At 60.1% G+C, this 15379-nt stretch carries 16 protein-coding genes; 9 read left to right on the top strand and 7 right to left on the bottom strand.

Features of this window, described 5'->3' with window-relative positions; translation table 11 throughout:
* Window positions 1–112: 112 nt before the first annotated feature.
* From rlmD to GIW69_RS13985, 4 genes are all read right to left on the bottom strand, one after another.
* Window positions 113–1465, bottom strand: a complete 1353-nt coding sequence (gene rlmD / locus GIW69_RS14000) for a 23S rRNA (uracil(1939)-C(5))-methyltransferase RlmD (RefSeq protein WP_236483270.1) — start codon at window positions 1463–1465, stop codon at window positions 113–115.
* Window positions 1465–2367, bottom strand: coding sequence for a cysteine synthase CysM (gene cysM / locus GIW69_RS13995; RefSeq protein WP_236483349.1), 903 nt, complete (start codon window positions 2365–2367; stop codon window positions 1465–1467). Before cysM ends, rlmD begins: the two co-directional genes overlap by 1 nt.
* Before the next feature lie 228 nt (window positions 2368–2595).
* Window positions 2596–4020, bottom strand: coding sequence for a sensor histidine kinase (locus GIW69_RS13990; RefSeq protein WP_236483269.1), 1425 nt, complete (start codon window positions 4018–4020; stop codon window positions 2596–2598).
* Complete coding sequence (locus tag GIW69_RS13985) at window positions 4007–4729, bottom strand: response regulator transcription factor (protein ID WP_236483268.1); 723 nt, start codon at window positions 4727–4729, stop codon at window positions 4007–4009. Before GIW69_RS13985 ends, GIW69_RS13990 begins: the two co-directional genes overlap by 14 nt.
* A gap of 217 nt (window positions 4730–4946) precedes the next feature.
* Here GIW69_RS13985 and GIW69_RS13980 point away from each other — a divergent pair, with 217 nt between their 5' ends.
* The 4 genes from GIW69_RS13980 (at window position 4947) to GIW69_RS13965 (ending at window position 9860) form a co-directional block, all read left to right on the top strand.
* Window positions 4947–7700: a response regulator gene (locus tag GIW69_RS13980; protein WP_236483267.1), complete on the top strand. Its 2754-nt coding sequence runs from the start codon at window positions 4947–4949 to the stop codon at window positions 7698–7700.
* A gap of 84 nt (window positions 7701–7784) precedes the next feature.
* Window positions 7785–8774, top strand: a complete 990-nt coding sequence (locus tag GIW69_RS13975) for a 2-hydroxyacid dehydrogenase (protein WP_236483266.1) — start codon at window positions 7785–7787, stop codon at window positions 8772–8774.
* Between the two features lie 247 nt (window positions 8775–9021).
* Window positions 9022–9456, top strand: coding sequence for a hypothetical protein (locus GIW69_RS13970; protein WP_236483265.1), 435 nt, complete (start codon window positions 9022–9024; stop codon window positions 9454–9456).
* Window positions 9456–9860 (top strand): META domain-containing protein, encoded by a 405-nt coding sequence (locus GIW69_RS13965; protein WP_236483264.1) that lies wholly within the window; start codon window positions 9456–9458, stop codon window positions 9858–9860. Before GIW69_RS13970 ends, GIW69_RS13965 begins: the two co-directional genes overlap by 1 nt.
* A gap of 100 nt (window positions 9861–9960) precedes the next feature.
* Here the strand turns inward: GIW69_RS13965 and GIW69_RS13960 are convergent, their stop codons facing one another.
* Window positions 9961–10428, bottom strand: coding sequence for a TlpA disulfide reductase family protein (locus tag GIW69_RS13960; protein ID WP_236483263.1), 468 nt, complete (start codon window positions 10426–10428; stop codon window positions 9961–9963).
* Between the two features lie 113 nt (window positions 10429–10541).
* On the opposite strand from GIW69_RS13960, the gene arsC reads away from it, so the two are divergent.
* Genes arsC through GIW69_RS13945 form a run of 3 tightly spaced genes read left to right on the top strand, consistent with a single transcriptional unit; the run spans window position 10542 to window position 11915 of the window.
* Window positions 10542–10895 (top strand): arsenate reductase (glutaredoxin), encoded by a 354-nt coding sequence (gene arsC / locus GIW69_RS13955; RefSeq protein WP_236483262.1) that lies wholly within the window; start codon window positions 10542–10544, stop codon window positions 10893–10895.
* Window positions 10892–11488 carry an NAD(P)H:quinone oxidoreductase gene (gene wrbA, locus GIW69_RS13950; protein WP_236483261.1) on the top strand — a complete coding sequence of 199 codons (597 nt, stop codon included), beginning with the start codon at window positions 10892–10894 and terminating at the stop codon, window positions 11486–11488. Before arsC ends, wrbA begins: the two co-directional genes overlap by 4 nt.
* Window position 11489: 1 nt before the next feature.
* Window positions 11490–11915: a DUF2069 domain-containing protein gene (locus tag GIW69_RS13945; RefSeq protein WP_236483260.1), complete on the top strand. Its 426-nt coding sequence runs from the start codon at window positions 11490–11492 to the stop codon at window positions 11913–11915.
* A gap of 185 nt (window positions 11916–12100) precedes the next feature.
* Here GIW69_RS13945 and GIW69_RS13940 read toward each other — a convergent pair whose 3' ends face one another.
* Together GIW69_RS13940 and ttcA are read right to left on the bottom strand one after the other, a co-directional pair.
* On the bottom strand, window positions 12101–12775 hold the full coding sequence (locus tag GIW69_RS13940; protein ID WP_236483259.1) for a DNA-3-methyladenine glycosylase I: 675 nt from the start codon (window positions 12773–12775) through the stop codon (window positions 12101–12103).
* A 128-nt stretch (window positions 12776–12903) separates the two neighbouring features.
* Window positions 12904–13728 carry a tRNA 2-thiocytidine(32) synthetase TtcA gene (gene ttcA, locus GIW69_RS13935; protein WP_236483258.1) on the bottom strand — a complete coding sequence of 275 codons (825 nt, stop codon included), beginning with the start codon at window positions 13726–13728 and terminating at the stop codon, window positions 12904–12906.
* A gap of 312 nt (window positions 13729–14040) precedes the next feature.
* On the opposite strand from ttcA, the gene GIW69_RS13930 reads away from it, so the two are divergent.
* Both GIW69_RS13930 and GIW69_RS13925 read left to right on the top strand, forming a co-directional pair.
* Entirely contained in the window at window positions 14041–14643 is a 603-nt protein-coding gene (locus GIW69_RS13930; protein ID WP_236483257.1) for a Yip1 family protein, read from the top strand.
* Window positions 14644–14773: 130 nt separating this feature from the next.
* The gene (locus tag GIW69_RS13925; RefSeq protein ID WP_236483256.1) at window positions 14774–15268 is read left to right on the top strand and encodes a SprT family zinc-dependent metalloprotease; all 495 of its coding nucleotides are present in this window, start codon (window positions 14774–14776) and stop codon (window positions 15266–15268) included.
* The last annotated feature ends 111 nt before the right edge of the window (window positions 15269–15379 follow it).

Below are 15379 nucleotides of genomic sequence, written 5' to 3'. Positions count from 1 at the left end.
TCCCTACGACGCAGATTCAATGCGTCAAATCGCTGACCTTCATTGCCTGTTCGCGTTCGTGGGGCCACGTCGAACGCTGTACGGGCGAGTCAGTCGGATCAGACGAGCCATCCTAGCTCGCTTCAAATAACGCCATGGCCTCGACATGTGCCGTCTGAGGAAACATATCGAGAATCCCGGCACGTTTTAACCGGTAGCCCTGCTTGATCAATTCGACCGTATCGCGCGCCAGAGTTGCAGGGTTGCACGACACATAAACCAACCGTTCAGCGCCCAGCGCCGAGAGCTTGCGAACCACCTCGAAAGCACCGTCACGCGGTGGATCCAAGAGTACCGCAGAAAAGCCGTTTGCGATCCATTCGGCGTCGGCCAAAGGCTGGGATAAATCGGCCTGAAAAAACCGAGTGTTATGCAAATTGTTACTCGTCGCATTGGCTGCCGCACGATCAACCATCGTCTGCACCCCTTCGACTGCCACCACTTCACGTACGGTTTTAGCCAGCGGCAAGGCAAAGTTGCCCAGCCCGCAGAACAGATCCAGCACGCGCTCGTTGGCGGTCGGCTTCAGCCAGTCCAGTGCTTGGGCAACCATCGCTTCGTTGACCCCGGCGTTGACCTGGATGAAATCGCCCGGCCGATAAGCCAGATCGAGATCCCACTGTTCCAGGCGATATCCAAGCGTTTGACCGGCGTCCATCGGTTGCGGCTCGCCTTCGCCATGTAGCCATAATTGAGCTTCATGGAATGCGCAGAAATCCCTGAGGATCGTCAGATCAGCTTCGGACAGCGGCGCCATGTGCCGCAGCAATACCGCTAAAGACGAACCACTGAACAATTCAACATGCCCCAGCGCCTGAGGTTTGCTCAAACGACGGAGCATCTCCGGCAGACCGGTCATGATCGGTTGCAAGGGCTGTACCAGCACTGGGCACTCGCTGATCGCGACGATGTCCTGACTGCCGGCGGCGCGGAAGCCGACTTCGAGCTTCTTCGTCTTCATGTCCCAACGCACCGCGATCCGTGCGCGGCGGCGATAAGCGAATTCCGGCCCGCTCAAAGGCGCGGCCCATTCATCAGGCTCGACACCCGCGACCCGCGACAACTGCTCGGCGAGCATGCGCTGTTTCAGGGCAAGTTGTTCGGTATGAGGCAAATGCTGCACGCTGCAACCGCCACAGCGGCCGGCATGCTGACATGGCGCCGGACGGCGCAGCGCGCTCGATGCGAATACCCGCTCGGTGCGCGCCTCGACCACTTTGCCATGAGCGCCAAGCACCCGCGCCTCGACTTCTTCACCCGCGAGTGCGCCGAGGACGAACCAGGTACGGCCCTCGAAAAAGGCGATACCGCGACCGTCGTTTGCCAGGCGCTCGATGGTCAGGCGCTGCTTTTTGCCGGTCGGGATTTGCGGGGCCTTGCTGCCGCCGGTGGGCTGGAAGCGCAGGCCTCTTTCATGCCTGGCCATCAGTTGGGCGCGTCGAAAATGCCGGTCGACAGGTAACGGTCGCCACGGTCGCAGATGATCGCAACGATCACCGCGTTTTCAACTTCTTTGGACAGGCGCAGCATCGCTGCCACCGCACCGCCCGATGACACGCCACAGAAGATGCCTTCTTCACGGGCCAGACGACGGGTGACGTCCTCGGCTTCGCTTTGCGCCATGTCGACGATGCGGTCGACGCGGTCGGCCTGATAAATCTTCGGCAGGTATTCTTGCGGCCAGCGGCGGATACCGGGAATGGCCGAGCCTTCCATCGGTTGCAATCCGACGATCTGCACAGTTGCACTCTGCTCTTTCAAGTAGCGCGACACCCCCATGATGGTGCCGGTGGTGCCCATCGAACTGACGAAATGGGTGATGCTGCCCTGAGTCTGACGCCAGATTTCAGGGCCGGTGGTGGTGTAATGCGCTTCGGGATTGTCACCGTTGGCGAACTGATCCAGCACCTTGCCGCGACCTTCGGCTTCCATCCGCTGGGCCAGATCGCGAGCGCCTTCCATGCCCTCTTCCTGAGTGACCAGAATCAACTCGGCGCCGTAGGCGGTCATGGCCGCCTTGCGTTCGGCGCTGGAGTTGTCCGGCATGATCAGGATCATCTTGTAACCCTTGATCGCAGCCGCCATCGCCAACGCGATACCGGTATTGCCGGAAGTCGCTTCGATCAGCGTATCGCCAGCGTGGATCTGCCCGCGCAACTCGGCACGGGTGATCATCGACAGCGCCGGCCGATCCTTGACCGAACCCGCCGGGTTATTCCCTTCGAGCTTGAGCAATAAGGTGTTGCTGGTTTCGCCGGGCAGGCGCTGCAAACGAACCAGCGGAGTGTTGCCGACGCAATCGGCGATGGTTGGGTACTGCAGGGTCATGGCGTATTCGCAATCCAGACGTGCGGGGGCGCCTATCATACCGGCAAACCCGCGCAGGCCATATCACGCAAAGTGCGGTGCTTATGGCTTATGGGAATAAGGAGTTTATTGATGCTGATCTGTTTACCTTTGAGGGAGTGTCGCACCAGTGGTGCGACTTTTTTCAATCTTCAGCGATTGTGATCGCCTTTTCGCGAGCCGGCTCGCTCCTACAAGGCTTTGCGCTGTTCAAATAATTTGAGGCGACCGCAAATCCAGTGCAGGAGCGAGCCTGCTCGCGACGGCGTCAGTCGACGCAACTGCATCATCAGCCACCAACCGCATGTTCAACCGCAACCCACCCCTCACGTTCTGCGCCCACATCGTCCCGCCCTGACGCTGCACGGCGTTGCGCGCGATGCTCAAGCCCAATCCAAAGCCACCGTCCCCCGGACGCGAGCCGTCGAGCCGGATAAACGGGTCGAAGATACGTTCCAGATCCTGCCCGTTCACGCCGCCGCCCTGATCCTCGATCCACAAATGCCAATAATCGCCGTCACGTTGACCGTTGAGCCGCACGACACCGCCCTCGGGAGAATGGCGGATAGCGTTGCGAAGAATGTTTTCCAAGGCCTGGGCCAAGGCGTTGAGATTGCCGCGCACCCAGCAGGATGCCTCCACCGTGCATTGCAATTGCAGGCTTGGCCAGCCGCTTTCATAGCAGGCATTCTCGGTGAGCATTTCCCACAACGCCTGAATCTGGATCGCCTCGTCTGGTAGCGGTGCGCGCTCGGTGTCGAGCCAGGCCAGTTGCAGACTGTCATCGACCAAGCGTTGCATGCCGTCGACTTCCCGGCCGATGCGCGCGCGCAGAGCCAACAGGTCTTGCTCGCTCTCGCTGGCAACGCGCAGTCGACTCAATGGCGTGCGCAGTTCATGGGACAGGTCGCGCAGCAATTGCTGCTGCAAGGCGACGGTGGATTGCAGGCGCTCGGACATTGAGTCAAAAGCGCAAGCCAATTCGCCGAGTTCGTCCGGTCGCTCAGTGGTGCGACTGGAAAGACGCACATTCAATTGATCGGCACGCCAGGCATTGGCCTGTTCACGCAGATTGTTAAGCGGCACCACCAGCAACCGATACAGGCCGACGCACAGCAACAAGGTGAACACGCCGGGAATCACGCCGTTGGTGATGACGCGCCAGAACACGCGATAGTGCCCCGGCAAAAACCGCGGCGGCAGTTCAATCACCACGCTGCCGGCGGACGGATTGTCCGGGAACGGAACACGCAGCCACGGCAGGCCTTTTTTGTGGATTGGCCAGTCGAGCCCACGCAAAAACGTCAGCCGCTCGATCTCTTTTTCGCTCAACAACTCACTACTCAAGGACTGCAAGTCGCCGCCGATGACGCCCACCCATCCTGTTTCGCGCAATTGCATGCTTTGCAGCCAGCTATCGACGCCGGCGCGTCCGCGCTGCTGCCAGGCCCGTTCGGCTTCGGCGGCATACCGCGTCAACGTTCCACGCGCCTCGTCCGACAGGTACTGGTTGCGCTCTTCCATATAACGCCCCCACGACCAGCTCAACCAGATCATCAGCAAGCAGAAGGCCACCAGCAGACAAGCGAGTTTCCAGAACAACGAATGCCGACCGGGCAGATCAGACCATTTCATCGCAGGCACTCAACACGTATCCCTTGCCCCACACGGTGCGCACTTCGCGCTCGGAGTAATCGATGGCCTTGAGCTTGCGGCGAATCTGGCTGACGTGCATGTCGAGGCTGCGATCGTGGGCCGCAAAACCGCGCTGCAGCACATGCTGATAAAGGAAAGCTTTACTCAGCACTTCTTCGTCGTTGCGATTGAGGGTTTCCAGCAAGCGATATTCGCTGCGGGTCAGGCCCGCCGGTTGCTCGCGATAGAAGACGTCGCAGCATTCGTCATCAAAGCGCAAGCCTTGCGCCGTCACGGCAATCGCTATGGGCGCGGGCCGGCGGTCAAGCGCTACGCGGCGAAGGATCGCCTCGATGCGCACGTGCAACTCGGCCATGCTGAACGGTTTGGGCAGATAATCATCGGCGCCAAGCCGAAAACCGCTGATGCGATCAGCTTCGGCGCCCAGTGCCGACATCAGCAATACCGGCGTGGAATGGCTATGGCGCAATTGGGTCAAGACGTTCAACCCGTCCAGTCCCGGCAGCAGGACGTCCATCAACACCACATCGAAGGGTTGATGGCGAGCGATGCTCAGGCCGTCCTGGCCGTTCTGGCACCAGGTCACCTGAAAGCCGCTACGGCCCAGATGTTCGTGAACATAGGCGCCGAGTACGGGGTCGTCTTCGATGGAAAGAATGCGTGGCTGGCCAACAGAGACAGGAGTCATGACTATCTGCAAATAATTCTCAGTTGGCGGATTATTCAAGATTGCCGGCGTTGCGGCAACCGATGGATGACGTCTCGGACAAATGACCGCCGCCGCCCAGGACGGATGGCGAATCATTTTTACGGAGATTGCCCACAAGCAAATCGCTACACTGCGCCAACACCCTGTGCTGGAAGCACGTGCGGGATAACAGATCAGCGGGATGCAGGAGATAGGCGTGCTCAAGAAACTGGGAATCAAAGGTCGCGTGCTGTTGCTGACCCTGTTGCCGACCAGCCTGATGGCGCTGGTGCTGGGTGGCTACTTCACCTGGATGCAGCAAGCGGACCTGCAGACCCAATTGATGCAGCGCGGCGAAATGATCGCCGAGCAACTTGCCCCGCTGGTGGCACCTGCCATGGGCCGTGGCGACAGCGAACTGCTGGAGCGCATCGCCACCCAGTCCCTCGAACAGCCGGACGTGCGCGCGGTGACCTTCCTCGCGCCCGACCGCACGCCGCTGGCCCACGCTGGCCCGAGCATGCTCAACCAGGCGCCGAACGGTGACAGCGCGCAGTTGCTGCGGCGCAGCGGTAACGATGCCACACGCTATTTAATGCCGGTGTTCGGCAAACACCGAAACCTCGCCGGCGAATTGATTCCCGAAGAAAGCAATCGCCTGCTCGGCTGGGTCGAGCTAGAGCTGTCCCATAACGGCATGCTGTTGCGCGGCTATAGAAGCTTGTTCGCCAGCCTGCTGTTGATCGGCGCGGGATTGGCCGGTGCCGCGTTGCTGGCCTTGCGCATGGGTCGCACGATCAATCGGCCGCTGAGCCAGATCAAGCAAGCAGTCGCGCAACTCAAGGACGGCCACCTGGAAACCCGCCTGCCGCCGCTCGGCAGCCAGGAACTCGATGAGCTCGCGTCCGGCATCAATCGCATGGCCGGCACGCTGCAAAATGCTCAGGAAGAATTGCAACACAGTGTCGATCAGGCCACTGAAGACGTTCGGCAAAATCTGGAAACGATCGAAATCCAGAACATCGAGCTGGATCTGGCGCGCAAGGAAGCTCTGGAAGCGAGCCGGATCAAGTCCGAATTCCTCGCTAACATGAGCCACGAAATTCGCACGCCGCTCAACGGCATCCTCGGCTTCACCCACCTTTTGCAAAAAAGCGAACTGACCCCGCGCCAGCTCGACTATCTGGGCACCATCGAAAAGTCCGCCGACAGTTTGCTGGGGATCATCAACGAGATCCTCGACTTTTCGAAGATCGAGGCCGGCAAACTGGTGCTCGACCACATTCCGTTCAACCTGCGCGATCTGCTGCAGGACACCCTGACCATCCTCGCCCCCGCCGCTCACGCCAAGCAGCTGGAACTGGTCAGCCTGGTCTATCGCGACACGCCATTGTCACTGGTGGGCGACCCGCTGCGACTCAAGCAAATCCTGACCAATCTGGTGAGCAACGCGATCAAGTTCACCCGCGAAGGCACGATTGTCGCCCGCGCCATGCTTGAAGACGAACAGGAAGACAGCGTGCAACTGCGCATCAGCATTCAGGACACCGGCATCGGCCTGTCGAGCCAGGATGTGCGCGCGCTGTTCCAGGCTTTCAGTCAGGCCGACAATTCGCTGTCTCGCCAACCCGGCGGCACCGGTCTGGGGCTGGTGATTTCCAAGCGCCTGATCGAGCAGATGGGCGGCGAAATAGGCGTCGATAGCACGCCGGGGGAAGGCTCGGAATTCTGGATCAGTCTCAACCTGCCGAAGACTCGCGATGACGCTGAAGACTTGCCGGGTGCGCCGCTGCTCGGTCGTCGCGTGGCAGTGCTGGAGAACCACGAACTGGCCCGCCAGGCGTTGCAGCACCAATTGGAAGATTGCGGGCTCGAAGTCACACCGTTCAATACCCTGGAGAGCCTGGCCAATGGCGTCACCGGAGCGCATCAGACCGAACAGGCGATTGACCTGGCGGTGATCGGCATCACCAGCAGCGACATGCTGCCGGAGCGGTTGAACCAACAAATCTGGGATCTCGAACACCTGGGCTGCAAGGTGCTGGTGTTGTGCCCGACCACCGAACAGACGCTGTTCCATCTGTCCGTGCCCAATCCGCACAGCCAGCTCCAGGCCAAACCGGCCTGCACACGCAAGCTGCGCCGGGCGCTGTCGGATCTGGTCAACCCGCGCCAGCCGCGCAACGAACCGGGTGAACCGCTGTCGAGCCGTGCACCGAAAGTTTTGTGTGTCGACGACAACCCGGCCAATCTGCTGCTGGTGCAGACGCTGCTCGAAGACATGGGTGCCAAGGTGCTCGCGGTGGAAAGTGGCTACGCCGCCGTCAAGGCAGTTCAGACCGAATCGTTCGATCTGGTGCTGATGGATGTGCAAATGCCCGGCATGGATGGTCGTCAGAGCACGGAAACCATTCGCCAATGGGAAAGCGAACGGCACTGCACGCCGTTGCCGATCGTGGCGCTGACCGCGCACGCCATGGCCAATGAAAAACGCGCCCTGCTGCAAAGTGGCATGGACGATTACCTGACCAAACCCATCAGCGAACGACAACTGGCGCAGGTGGTGCTCAAGTGGACCGGCCTGGCCTTGCGTAACCAGTTACCGGAACACGTCACCGAAACCGCGGCAAACCATTATGAGCTGCCGGTGATCGACCATGAAGAGGGTTTGCGCCTGGCCGCCGGCAAGGCCGATCTGGCCGCCGACATGCTGGCGATGCTGCTGGCGTCACTGGAGGCCGACCGCGAAGCGATCCGCATTGCCCGCGACAGTCAGGATCACAACGCCCTGCTGGAACGAGTGCATCGTCTGCATGGCGCTACCCGTTATTGTGGCGTGCCGCAATTGCGCGGCGCGTGTCAGCGCAGCGAAACCTTGCTCAAGCAGGACGACCCGAAAGCGGCGCAGGCGCTGGATGAACTTGAGCGAGCGATGAACCGGTTGGCGGCGCAAGCACGGATCAGCGCCTGATCCACGACAATACCGACGTCACCGATGCGAACTAAAGTTGTCGTGGGCCAACCCGGGCCCGCGACGACGTTCCAGGAGGACAGCATGCGCACCCTCGTTTTCAGCAGCCAGACCTACGACCGCGACAGCTTTCTTGGTGCGGATTGCCCGGCGGGCATCGAATTGCACTTCCAGCCAGCCCGGCTCAGTCTCGACACTGCCGCGCTGGCCGAACATCACGAGGTGGTTTGCGCCTTCATCAACGACGATCTCAGCGCGCCGGTGCTCGAACGGCTGGCGGCCGGCGGTACGCGACTGATTGCGCTGCGCTCGGCCGGCTACAACCATGTCGACCTGAACGCGGCGAAACGCCTGAACTTGCCAGTCGTGCGCGTTCCGGCCTACTCGCCCCACGCAGTGGCCGAACATGCGGTGGCGCTGATCCTCGCCCTCAACCGGCGTCTGCATCGCGCCTATAACCGCACCCGCGAAGGCGACTTCACCCTGCATGGCCTGACCGGTTTCGACCTGGTTGGTAAGACTGTCGGCATCGTCGGCACCGGGCAGATCGGCGCGACATTCGCGAAAATCATGCACGGTTTCGGTTGCCAATTGCTCGCTTACGATCCGTATCCGAACCCTGCCGTACAAGCCTTGGGCGCCCATTATGTGGGCCTGCCCGAGTTGCTCGCGCAATCACGCATCATCAGCCTGCATTGCCCGCTCAACGAACAGAGCAAACACCTGATCAACCGGAAGTCTTTGGCGCACATGCAACCGGGAGCGATGCTGATCAATACCGGGCGCGGCGGTCTGGTGGATACGCCGGCGCTGATCGACGCGCTGAAGGACGGCCAACTGGGTTATCTGGGGCTGGACGTCTATGAAGAAGAGGCGCAGCTGTTTTTCGAGGATCGCTCCGACCTGCCCTTGCAGGACGACGTACTGGCACGGCTACTGACCTTTCCCAACGTGATCGTCACCGCACACCAGGCCTTTCTGACCCGCGAAGCCTTGGGCGCGATTGCCGCGACCACCCTGCACAACATTTCGACCTGGGCGGCAGGCGCACCACAGAACCAGGTCGAAGGCTGACGAGTCAGCGGCTCACTGTTTTGCGCGCAGGATCAACAGACCCAGCCAGCCGACGCCAACCCTTTGTCACCCCTGGCCCAGGTGTCACCTGCGCCAAGATGTGCGACGGCACCTTGTTCCGTTCTCTGGAGATGTAGCGGCAATTTGCCCTGCGCCAGCGTGCATATTGAACCGGATCGAAGGTTACAAGCCCGCGCCATTCTGTCATCAAGCCCGTGCTAGCATACCGCGCATATTTGGAGGCTCCATGGTCGAACACGATTTCCGCTACACCCTGATGAACCCGCAACACACCCTCACCGAATGCCGCGCACTCGTACCGGGCCGCTATCAGGTCACCGGCAACGGTGGCTCGATCCGCAACGGTGATGTGCTGGTCGTGACCCTCAAAGGCAGCAAGGACTTGTCCATGCGCCTGACCGTCGAAACCGTTCGCCACCTGATCAACCCGCCCGGCCAATGGACAGCGATGGCCAGCGGCCCGGTATTCGGCGAACTGGCGATCCACACCTGGCAGGTCAATTGCGACAGCTGCGCCAAAGAATTGAGCTTCGAATTCGCAGTAGACAGCAAGCTCGGCAAGGCTGCGGAAAAAACCGCCGCCACCGCGCGCATCGCTGAACTGGGCTGGAAAAACGTCGGTGAAAAGCACCTGTGCGCGAAATGCCAGGAGCCAGCGTGATGAAACGCCTTGTCCTGGCCGCACTCATCGGTGTCGGTCTGGTTGGCTGCGCCGCAGAGCCGGTGCAGTTGCAACAGAACCGCAGCTACATTCTGGAATGGATCGGCGAACGACCGCTGATGGATTACAGCCACCTGACCGTCACGCTCGGTGAAGATGGCCGGGCGTATGGCAACGGCGGCTGCAATCACTGGTTTGCGCCGTACACGCTGAAGGGCGACACGCTGAGCTTCGGCAAGATCGGCCGCACGCGCAAACTGTGCGCTCCGGCGTTGATGGAGCAGGAACAACGTTTCATTGAAGCGCTGGAGCATGTCGAGCGCTGGGATGTTTCGCCGATCGATCAGATGCGCTTCTGGCCGGCTGAAGGCAAGCCGCTGCGGTTGTGGCTGGAAGAGGGTTGATTCGCTAGCCCTGAAAAGATCGCAGCCTGCGGTAGCTCCTACAGATGCAATGCAATCCCCTGTAGGAGCTACTGCAGGCTGCGATCTTTTTACAAACGACTCATTTCGTCGCCTGCAACGCCTCAAGCTTGGCCATCACCCCCGCCGCCGTCTGCTCGCCCATCATCTGCTCGCGCACCTTGCCCTTGTTGTCGATGATGTACGTCACCGGTAGCGCCTCGCTGCGCGGCAGTTCGAACAACTCCGCCGGATCCTGCGCCAGCACGGTGAACTTGATCCCGAGCTTTTCGCTGGCACTTTTCAGTTCCTCACCTTGCACGTTGTCAAAGTTGACCCCGAACACCCCGATGTTCTTACCCTTGAGTTCATCGGCCAAATGGTTAAGTTCCGGGATTTCCGTGCGGCATGGCCCGCACCATTCGGCCCAGTAATTGAGCACCACCCATTGCTTGTCCAGTCGCTCTGACGCCACCTTCTGGCCGTTCTGGTCGATGCCATAGTCATTCCCGCAGCCCCCCAGCATCAACGTTCCGATGATCGCCAATGCCGCTGCCAATCGCCTGGTCATGGTGTATTCCTTGTCAAAAATGAAATGCGTCTGCGACCCATCGCCTCCCACGGTTCTGGATTGCGCGCTGCACGGTTAGAATAGCCGCCACTTTACGCCAGAAGCGACCCGACATGACCGACCTGACGCTTTATCACAATCCGCGTTGCACAAAATCCCGTGGGGCGCTGGAGCTGCTCGAAGCTCGCGGCCTGGCGCCGACCGTAGTGCGTTACCTCGAAACGCCGCTGGACGCCGCGCAAATCACGGCGCTGCTCGGCAAGCTCGGGATCAGTGCGCGGCAACTGCTGCGCACCGGGGAAGAGGAATACAAAACCCTGAACCTGGCTGACGACAGCCTCAGCGAAGCGCAATTGATCGCCGCCATCGCCGGACACCCGAAACTGATGGAGCGGCCGATTCTTGAAACCGGTAATAAAGCGGTCATCGGCCGTCCGCCGGAATTGATCCTGGCGTTGCTGCCATGAGCGCGCCCTATATTCTGGTTCTGTATTACAGCCGCAGCGGCTCGACCAACGAAATGGCCCGGCAGATTGCCCGGGGTGTCGAACAGGCCGGCCTTGAAGCCCGCCTGCGCACCGTGCCGGCGATTTCCACTGAGTGCGAAGCCGTCGCGCCGGACATCCCGGATGAAGGCGCGCTCTATGCTTCTCTCGACGACCTGAAGAACTGCGCCGGACTGGCTCTGGGCAGCCCGACCCGTTTCGGCAACATGGCCGCGCCGCTCAAATATTTCCTCGATGGCACCAGCAACCTCTGGCTGACCGGCGCACTGGTCGGCAAGCCGGCTGGCGTGTTCACCTCCACTGCCAGCCTGCACGGCGGCCAGGAAACCACCTTACTGTCGATGATGCTGCCGCTGTTGCACCACGGCATGCTGATCACCGGCCTGCCGTACAGCGAATCGGCGCTGCTTGAAACCCAGGGCGGCGGCACGCCGTATGGCGCCAGCCACCACGCCGGGGCTGACGGCAAAAGCGGCCTGGATGCTCACGAAATTGCGCTGTGTCGTGCACTCGGTGCGCGTTTGGCCAAGACTGCGCAGAAGTTGGAGAGCTGACGTGGCGAAAAAGCCAAAAGTCCTGCCCTCGGTCGAGTGGCTGGCCCCCCGCGTGAAGGCGATGCGCATCATCAGCCTGCTGTGCTTTTTCAGCCTCGCCGGATTGCTCGTGGCCTACTATCTGCTGTTCGCCGACCTGCACGGCGCTCGCCCATGGGTGATTCTGCTGATCGAGCTGATCCCGTGGATCGTCCTCGCACCGGCGATGATCCTCGGCAGTGCCCGTGGGCATTCATGGATGTGTTTTGTGGTGAATCTGTATTTCATCAAGGGCGCACTGGCGGCGTATGACCCGAGCCGGCAACTGTTCGGCGTGCTGGAGATGATCGTCAGCCTCGCGGTGTTCTGTTCGGCGCTGCTGTATGTGCGGTGGCGGTATCAGTTGAATCGCAAACTGGCTGGCGAGGGCGAAATTTCCGTCGTCTGACGGACCGCTATCGCTGGCAAGCCAGCTCCCCCAGGTTTTTGTGTTAATTCCAATGGTGTGTTCCGACACATGCCCTGTAGGAAGCTGGCAAGCCAGCTCCCCCAGGTTTTTGTGTTCATTACAATATGGTGCTTCAACACAGATCCTGTGGGAGCTGGCTTGCCAGCGATTGGGTCAACTCGGTCTCAATGATTCACGGTATAGGCCAGCATCATCGATAGCTGGCTCATCGGCCGGCCGCCGCTTTCTTCGTGCCACTGATTGAACACGCCTTGCACCGCAGCCAGATCGCGCTGACTGGTCGGCGCCTTGTCGACGATCTTCTGTGCATTCAGCGCGGCGACCACGTCGTAGCTCGGTACAAACGTGTCTTTGCCGACCATGCGCAAAAAGCGTGGCGCCGACAGCCCGCCCAATTGATGGCCATGCTTTTTCAGGTACGTCCACAACCCGACAATATCGGTCACCGGCCAATCGGCGATCAGCGCACCGAAACTGCCTTGCTCCTGCTCGACATCCAGAATGAACTGCGCATTGCGTGGCACGCTCTTGAGCTTGCCGAGGTGGCGGATGATCCGCGCGTCCTGCATCAATCGCTCAAGGTGTTCGGCGCTCATCAGCACGACTTTTTCCGGGTCGAACTTGAAGAACACTTCTTCGAAAGCCGGCCATTTGGCGTCGACCAGACTGTGCTTGAGCCCTGCGCGGAAGACGCGCAGCGCCATGGTCGAAAGGTAGCGGTCATCACTGATTTTGCGCAGTTGCGCGGGGGACTTCGGGTCGGGCAGATGGGCTTCGAGCTTGGCGGCCGAACCGAAGCGGTTCAGACAGTATTCGTGCAGCCACTTGTAGTCGCGCATGCCCTCTCCTGGGAATTGAAACGAAAAACCATTGTAGGAGTGAGCCTGCTCGCGATGGCGTCCTATCAGTCAACACTGAAGTGTCTGACAGACCGCTATCGCGAGCAGGCTCACTCCTACAGTTTTAATTAGAGGTTAACGATGTTGACGAAGCGCGAAGCGGCACTTTCGTCGATCTTGAGGCTGGTGAAGTCGAACAGGTTGCGATCCGCCAGTTGCGACGGAATCACGTTCTGCAGACTGCGGAAGATGCTTTCGGTACGGCCCGGCGTTTTGCGATCCCAGTCCTGAAGCATGTCCTTGACCACCTGACGCTGCAGGTTTTCCTGGGAGCCGCACAGGTTGCACGGAATGATCGGGAACTGTTTCAAATCCGAGTAAGCCTGGATGTCTTTCTCGTTGCAGTAGGCCAATGGACGGATCACCACGTTGCGGCCGTCATCGGCACGCAGTTTGGGCGGCATGGCCTTGAGGCTGCCGTTGAAGAACATGTTGAGGAAGAACGTTTCGACGATGTCATCGCGGTGATGACCGAGGGCCATTTTGGTCGCACCGATTTCATCGGCGAAGGTGTACAGCGTGCCGCGACGCAGGCGCGAGCACAGCGAACACGTGGTTTTGCCTTCCGGGATCAGTTCCTTGACCACCGAGTACGTGTCTTTCTCGACGATGTGGTACTCGACGCCCAGTGCTTTCAGATAGGCCGGCAGCACGTGCTCAGGAAAGCCCGGCTGCTTCTGATCCATGTTCACGGCGACGATCTCGAACTTGATCGGCGCAACCTTCTGCAGATGCATCAGCACGTCGAGCATGGTGTAGCTGTCTTTTCCGCCGGACAGGCAGACCATGACTTTGTCACCGTCTTCGATCATGTTGAAGTCGGCGACTGCTTCGCCGGCCAGGCGGCGCAGGCGCTTTTGCAGTTTGTTCTGGTTGACCGTAAGAGTGCCCATGACGCGAAATCCGTGAGGTGTGACGAAAGGCCGGCATTTTACGCAAAAACCGGGCATGGGCGAAGCGTCACTGACAGAACACACGTCAGCACCATGGATCGCTCCTACAAAGTGGGCTGCACAAGACCTGGAGGCGATTACGCACGGGGTTTACAGCGCAATTTGCTCTAAGCCCTTATGACCCGTGCGGTTAAGTCCTTTCTATACTGCGACATAAGGTCGCATTCATCCAAAGACCTGTATTTGCTCGGCCACCTTGGCCCGTAAGCGCTCCGCTGGGGGGCGATGGCAATAACAAGAGGAGTGACTGGCATGATCCATCACGTAGTGGGACTCTTCACCCACCCTGACCAGGAATGGAAAGAAATCCGTGGCGACCAAGAAGAAAGCATCAGCCACATGTACCTGACCCATACGCTGATTCTGGCAGCGATTCCGGCCGTTTCCGCCTTCATCGGCACGACGCAGGTCGGCTGGGTGATCGGCAATCGTGCGCCGGTGATGCTCACCGTCGAAAGCGCGATCTGGATGACGGTCATGTCGTACCTGGCGATGCTGGGCGGTGTCGCGGTCATGGGTGCCTTCGTGCACTGGATGGCACGCACCTATGATGCCAATCCGAGCCTGGCCCGCTGCGTCGCCTTCGCCACGTATACCGCGACGCCGTTATTTGTCGGTGGACTGGCGGCGCTGTATCCGCACATGTGGCTGGGGATGATCGTCGGCACGGCAGCCATCTGCTACACGGTTTACCTGTTGTATGTCGGCCTGCCGACCTTCATGAACATTCCGCCGGACGAAGGTTTCCTGTTTTCCAGTTCGGTGCTGGCGGTAGGTCTGGTGGTGCTCGTCGCCATCATGGCGTTCACCGTGATCGTCTGGGGGTTGGGCGTGGGCCCGGTCTATACCAACTAGAACAGCGCGATCCATTAATCAGGCCGCCGCGAGGCGGCCTTTTCATGCTCCGCACGACCATTCGGCACTTTGGCCGTTCGCAAGCCTGCAGGGTTGCGGCATACTCGGGGCCTCTGGAGATCCGTCAAGCATGCCCGAGCAACTCAACACCCGCGTCGAAGATTGTTACCAACTCGCTGAATCCTTTTTCAAACGTACTTTCAAGCGCCCGGTCGTGAGCCTCAAGCTGCGCGGGCAAAAAGCCGGTGTCGCGCATTTGCATGAGAACCTGCTGCGCTTCAATCCGCAGCTGTACCGGGAAAACACCGATCATTTCCTCAAACAGACCGTGGCTCACGAAGTCGCGCACCTGATCGCCCATCAACTGTTCGGCGACCGAATCCAGCCGCACGGCGAAGAGTGGCAGTTGATCATGCGTGGCGTGTACGAGTTACCGCCTGATCGCTGTCACACCTATGAAGTACAGCGCCGCCGCGTAACCCGCTACATCTATAAATGCCCGTGCCCGGACAGCGACTTTCCCTTCTCGACACAGCGCCATAGTCTGGTGCGGCAGGGGCGGCGGTATTTTTGTCGGCGGTGCCGCAACACCCTGGTATTCAGCGGTGAGATGCGGGTCGAGTAGCCGGATTTGCGATGGCGCCACTCCAGACACTAAAGAATCACCTTGGCCCGCCGCAGTTCAGCAATCCGCTGCGCCCCAAACCCCAACCCCTCCAACACCTGATCCGTATGC

Source organism: Pseudomonas syringae (assembly GCF_021605415.1).
Classification (GTDB): Bacteria; Pseudomonadota; Gammaproteobacteria; order Pseudomonadales; family Pseudomonadaceae; genus Aquipseudomonas; species Aquipseudomonas syringae_S.
Note: the sequence above shows the minus strand (reverse complement) of the source record. Positions and strands in the feature narration are given on the sequence as shown.

Excerpts from the sequence above, each read along its gene's own strand:
- arsC (WP_236483262.1), top strand. The coding sequence starts at position 10,542 with ATGACCGACCTGACGCTTTATCACAATCCGCGTTGCACAAAATCCCGT.
- wrbA (WP_236483261.1), top strand. The coding sequence starts at position 10,892 with ATGAGCGCGCCCTATATTCTGGTTCTGTATTACAGCCGCAGCGGCTCG.
- GIW69_RS13990 (WP_236483269.1), bottom strand. The coding sequence starts at position 4,020 with ATGAAATGGTCTGATCTGCCCGGTCGGCATTCGTTGTTCTGGAAACTC.
- GIW69_RS13925 (WP_236483256.1), top strand. The coding sequence starts at position 14,774 with ATGCCCGAGCAACTCAACACCCGCGTCGAAGATTGTTACCAACTCGCT.
- GIW69_RS13940 (WP_236483259.1), bottom strand. The coding sequence starts at position 12,775 with ATGCGCGACTACAAGTGGCTGCACGAATACTGTCTGAACCGCTTCGGT.
- GIW69_RS13975 (WP_236483266.1), top strand. The coding sequence starts at position 7,785 with ATGCGCACCCTCGTTTTCAGCAGCCAGACCTACGACCGCGACAGCTTT.
- GIW69_RS13965 (WP_236483264.1), top strand. The coding sequence starts at position 9,456 with ATGAAACGCCTTGTCCTGGCCGCACTCATCGGTGTCGGTCTGGTTGGC.
- cysM (WP_236483349.1), bottom strand. The coding sequence starts at position 2,367 with ATGACCCTGCAGTACCCAACCATCGCCGATTGCGTCGGCAACACTCCG.
- ttcA (WP_236483258.1), bottom strand. The coding sequence starts at position 13,728 with ATGGGCACTCTTACGGTCAACCAGAACAAACTGCAAAAGCGCCTGCGC.
- rlmD (WP_236483270.1), bottom strand. The coding sequence starts at position 1,465 with ATGGCCAGGCATGAAAGAGGCCTGCGCTTCCAGCCCACCGGCGGCAGC.
- GIW69_RS13960 (WP_236483263.1), bottom strand. The coding sequence starts at position 10,428 with ATGACCAGGCGATTGGCAGCGGCATTGGCGATCATCGGAACGTTGATG.
- GIW69_RS13970 (WP_236483265.1), top strand. The coding sequence starts at position 9,022 with ATGGTCGAACACGATTTCCGCTACACCCTGATGAACCCGCAACACACC.
- GIW69_RS13930 (WP_236483257.1), top strand. The coding sequence starts at position 14,041 with ATGATCCATCACGTAGTGGGACTCTTCACCCACCCTGACCAGGAATGG.
- GIW69_RS13985 (WP_236483268.1), bottom strand. The coding sequence starts at position 4,729 with ATGACTCCTGTCTCTGTTGGCCAGCCACGCATTCTTTCCATCGAAGAC.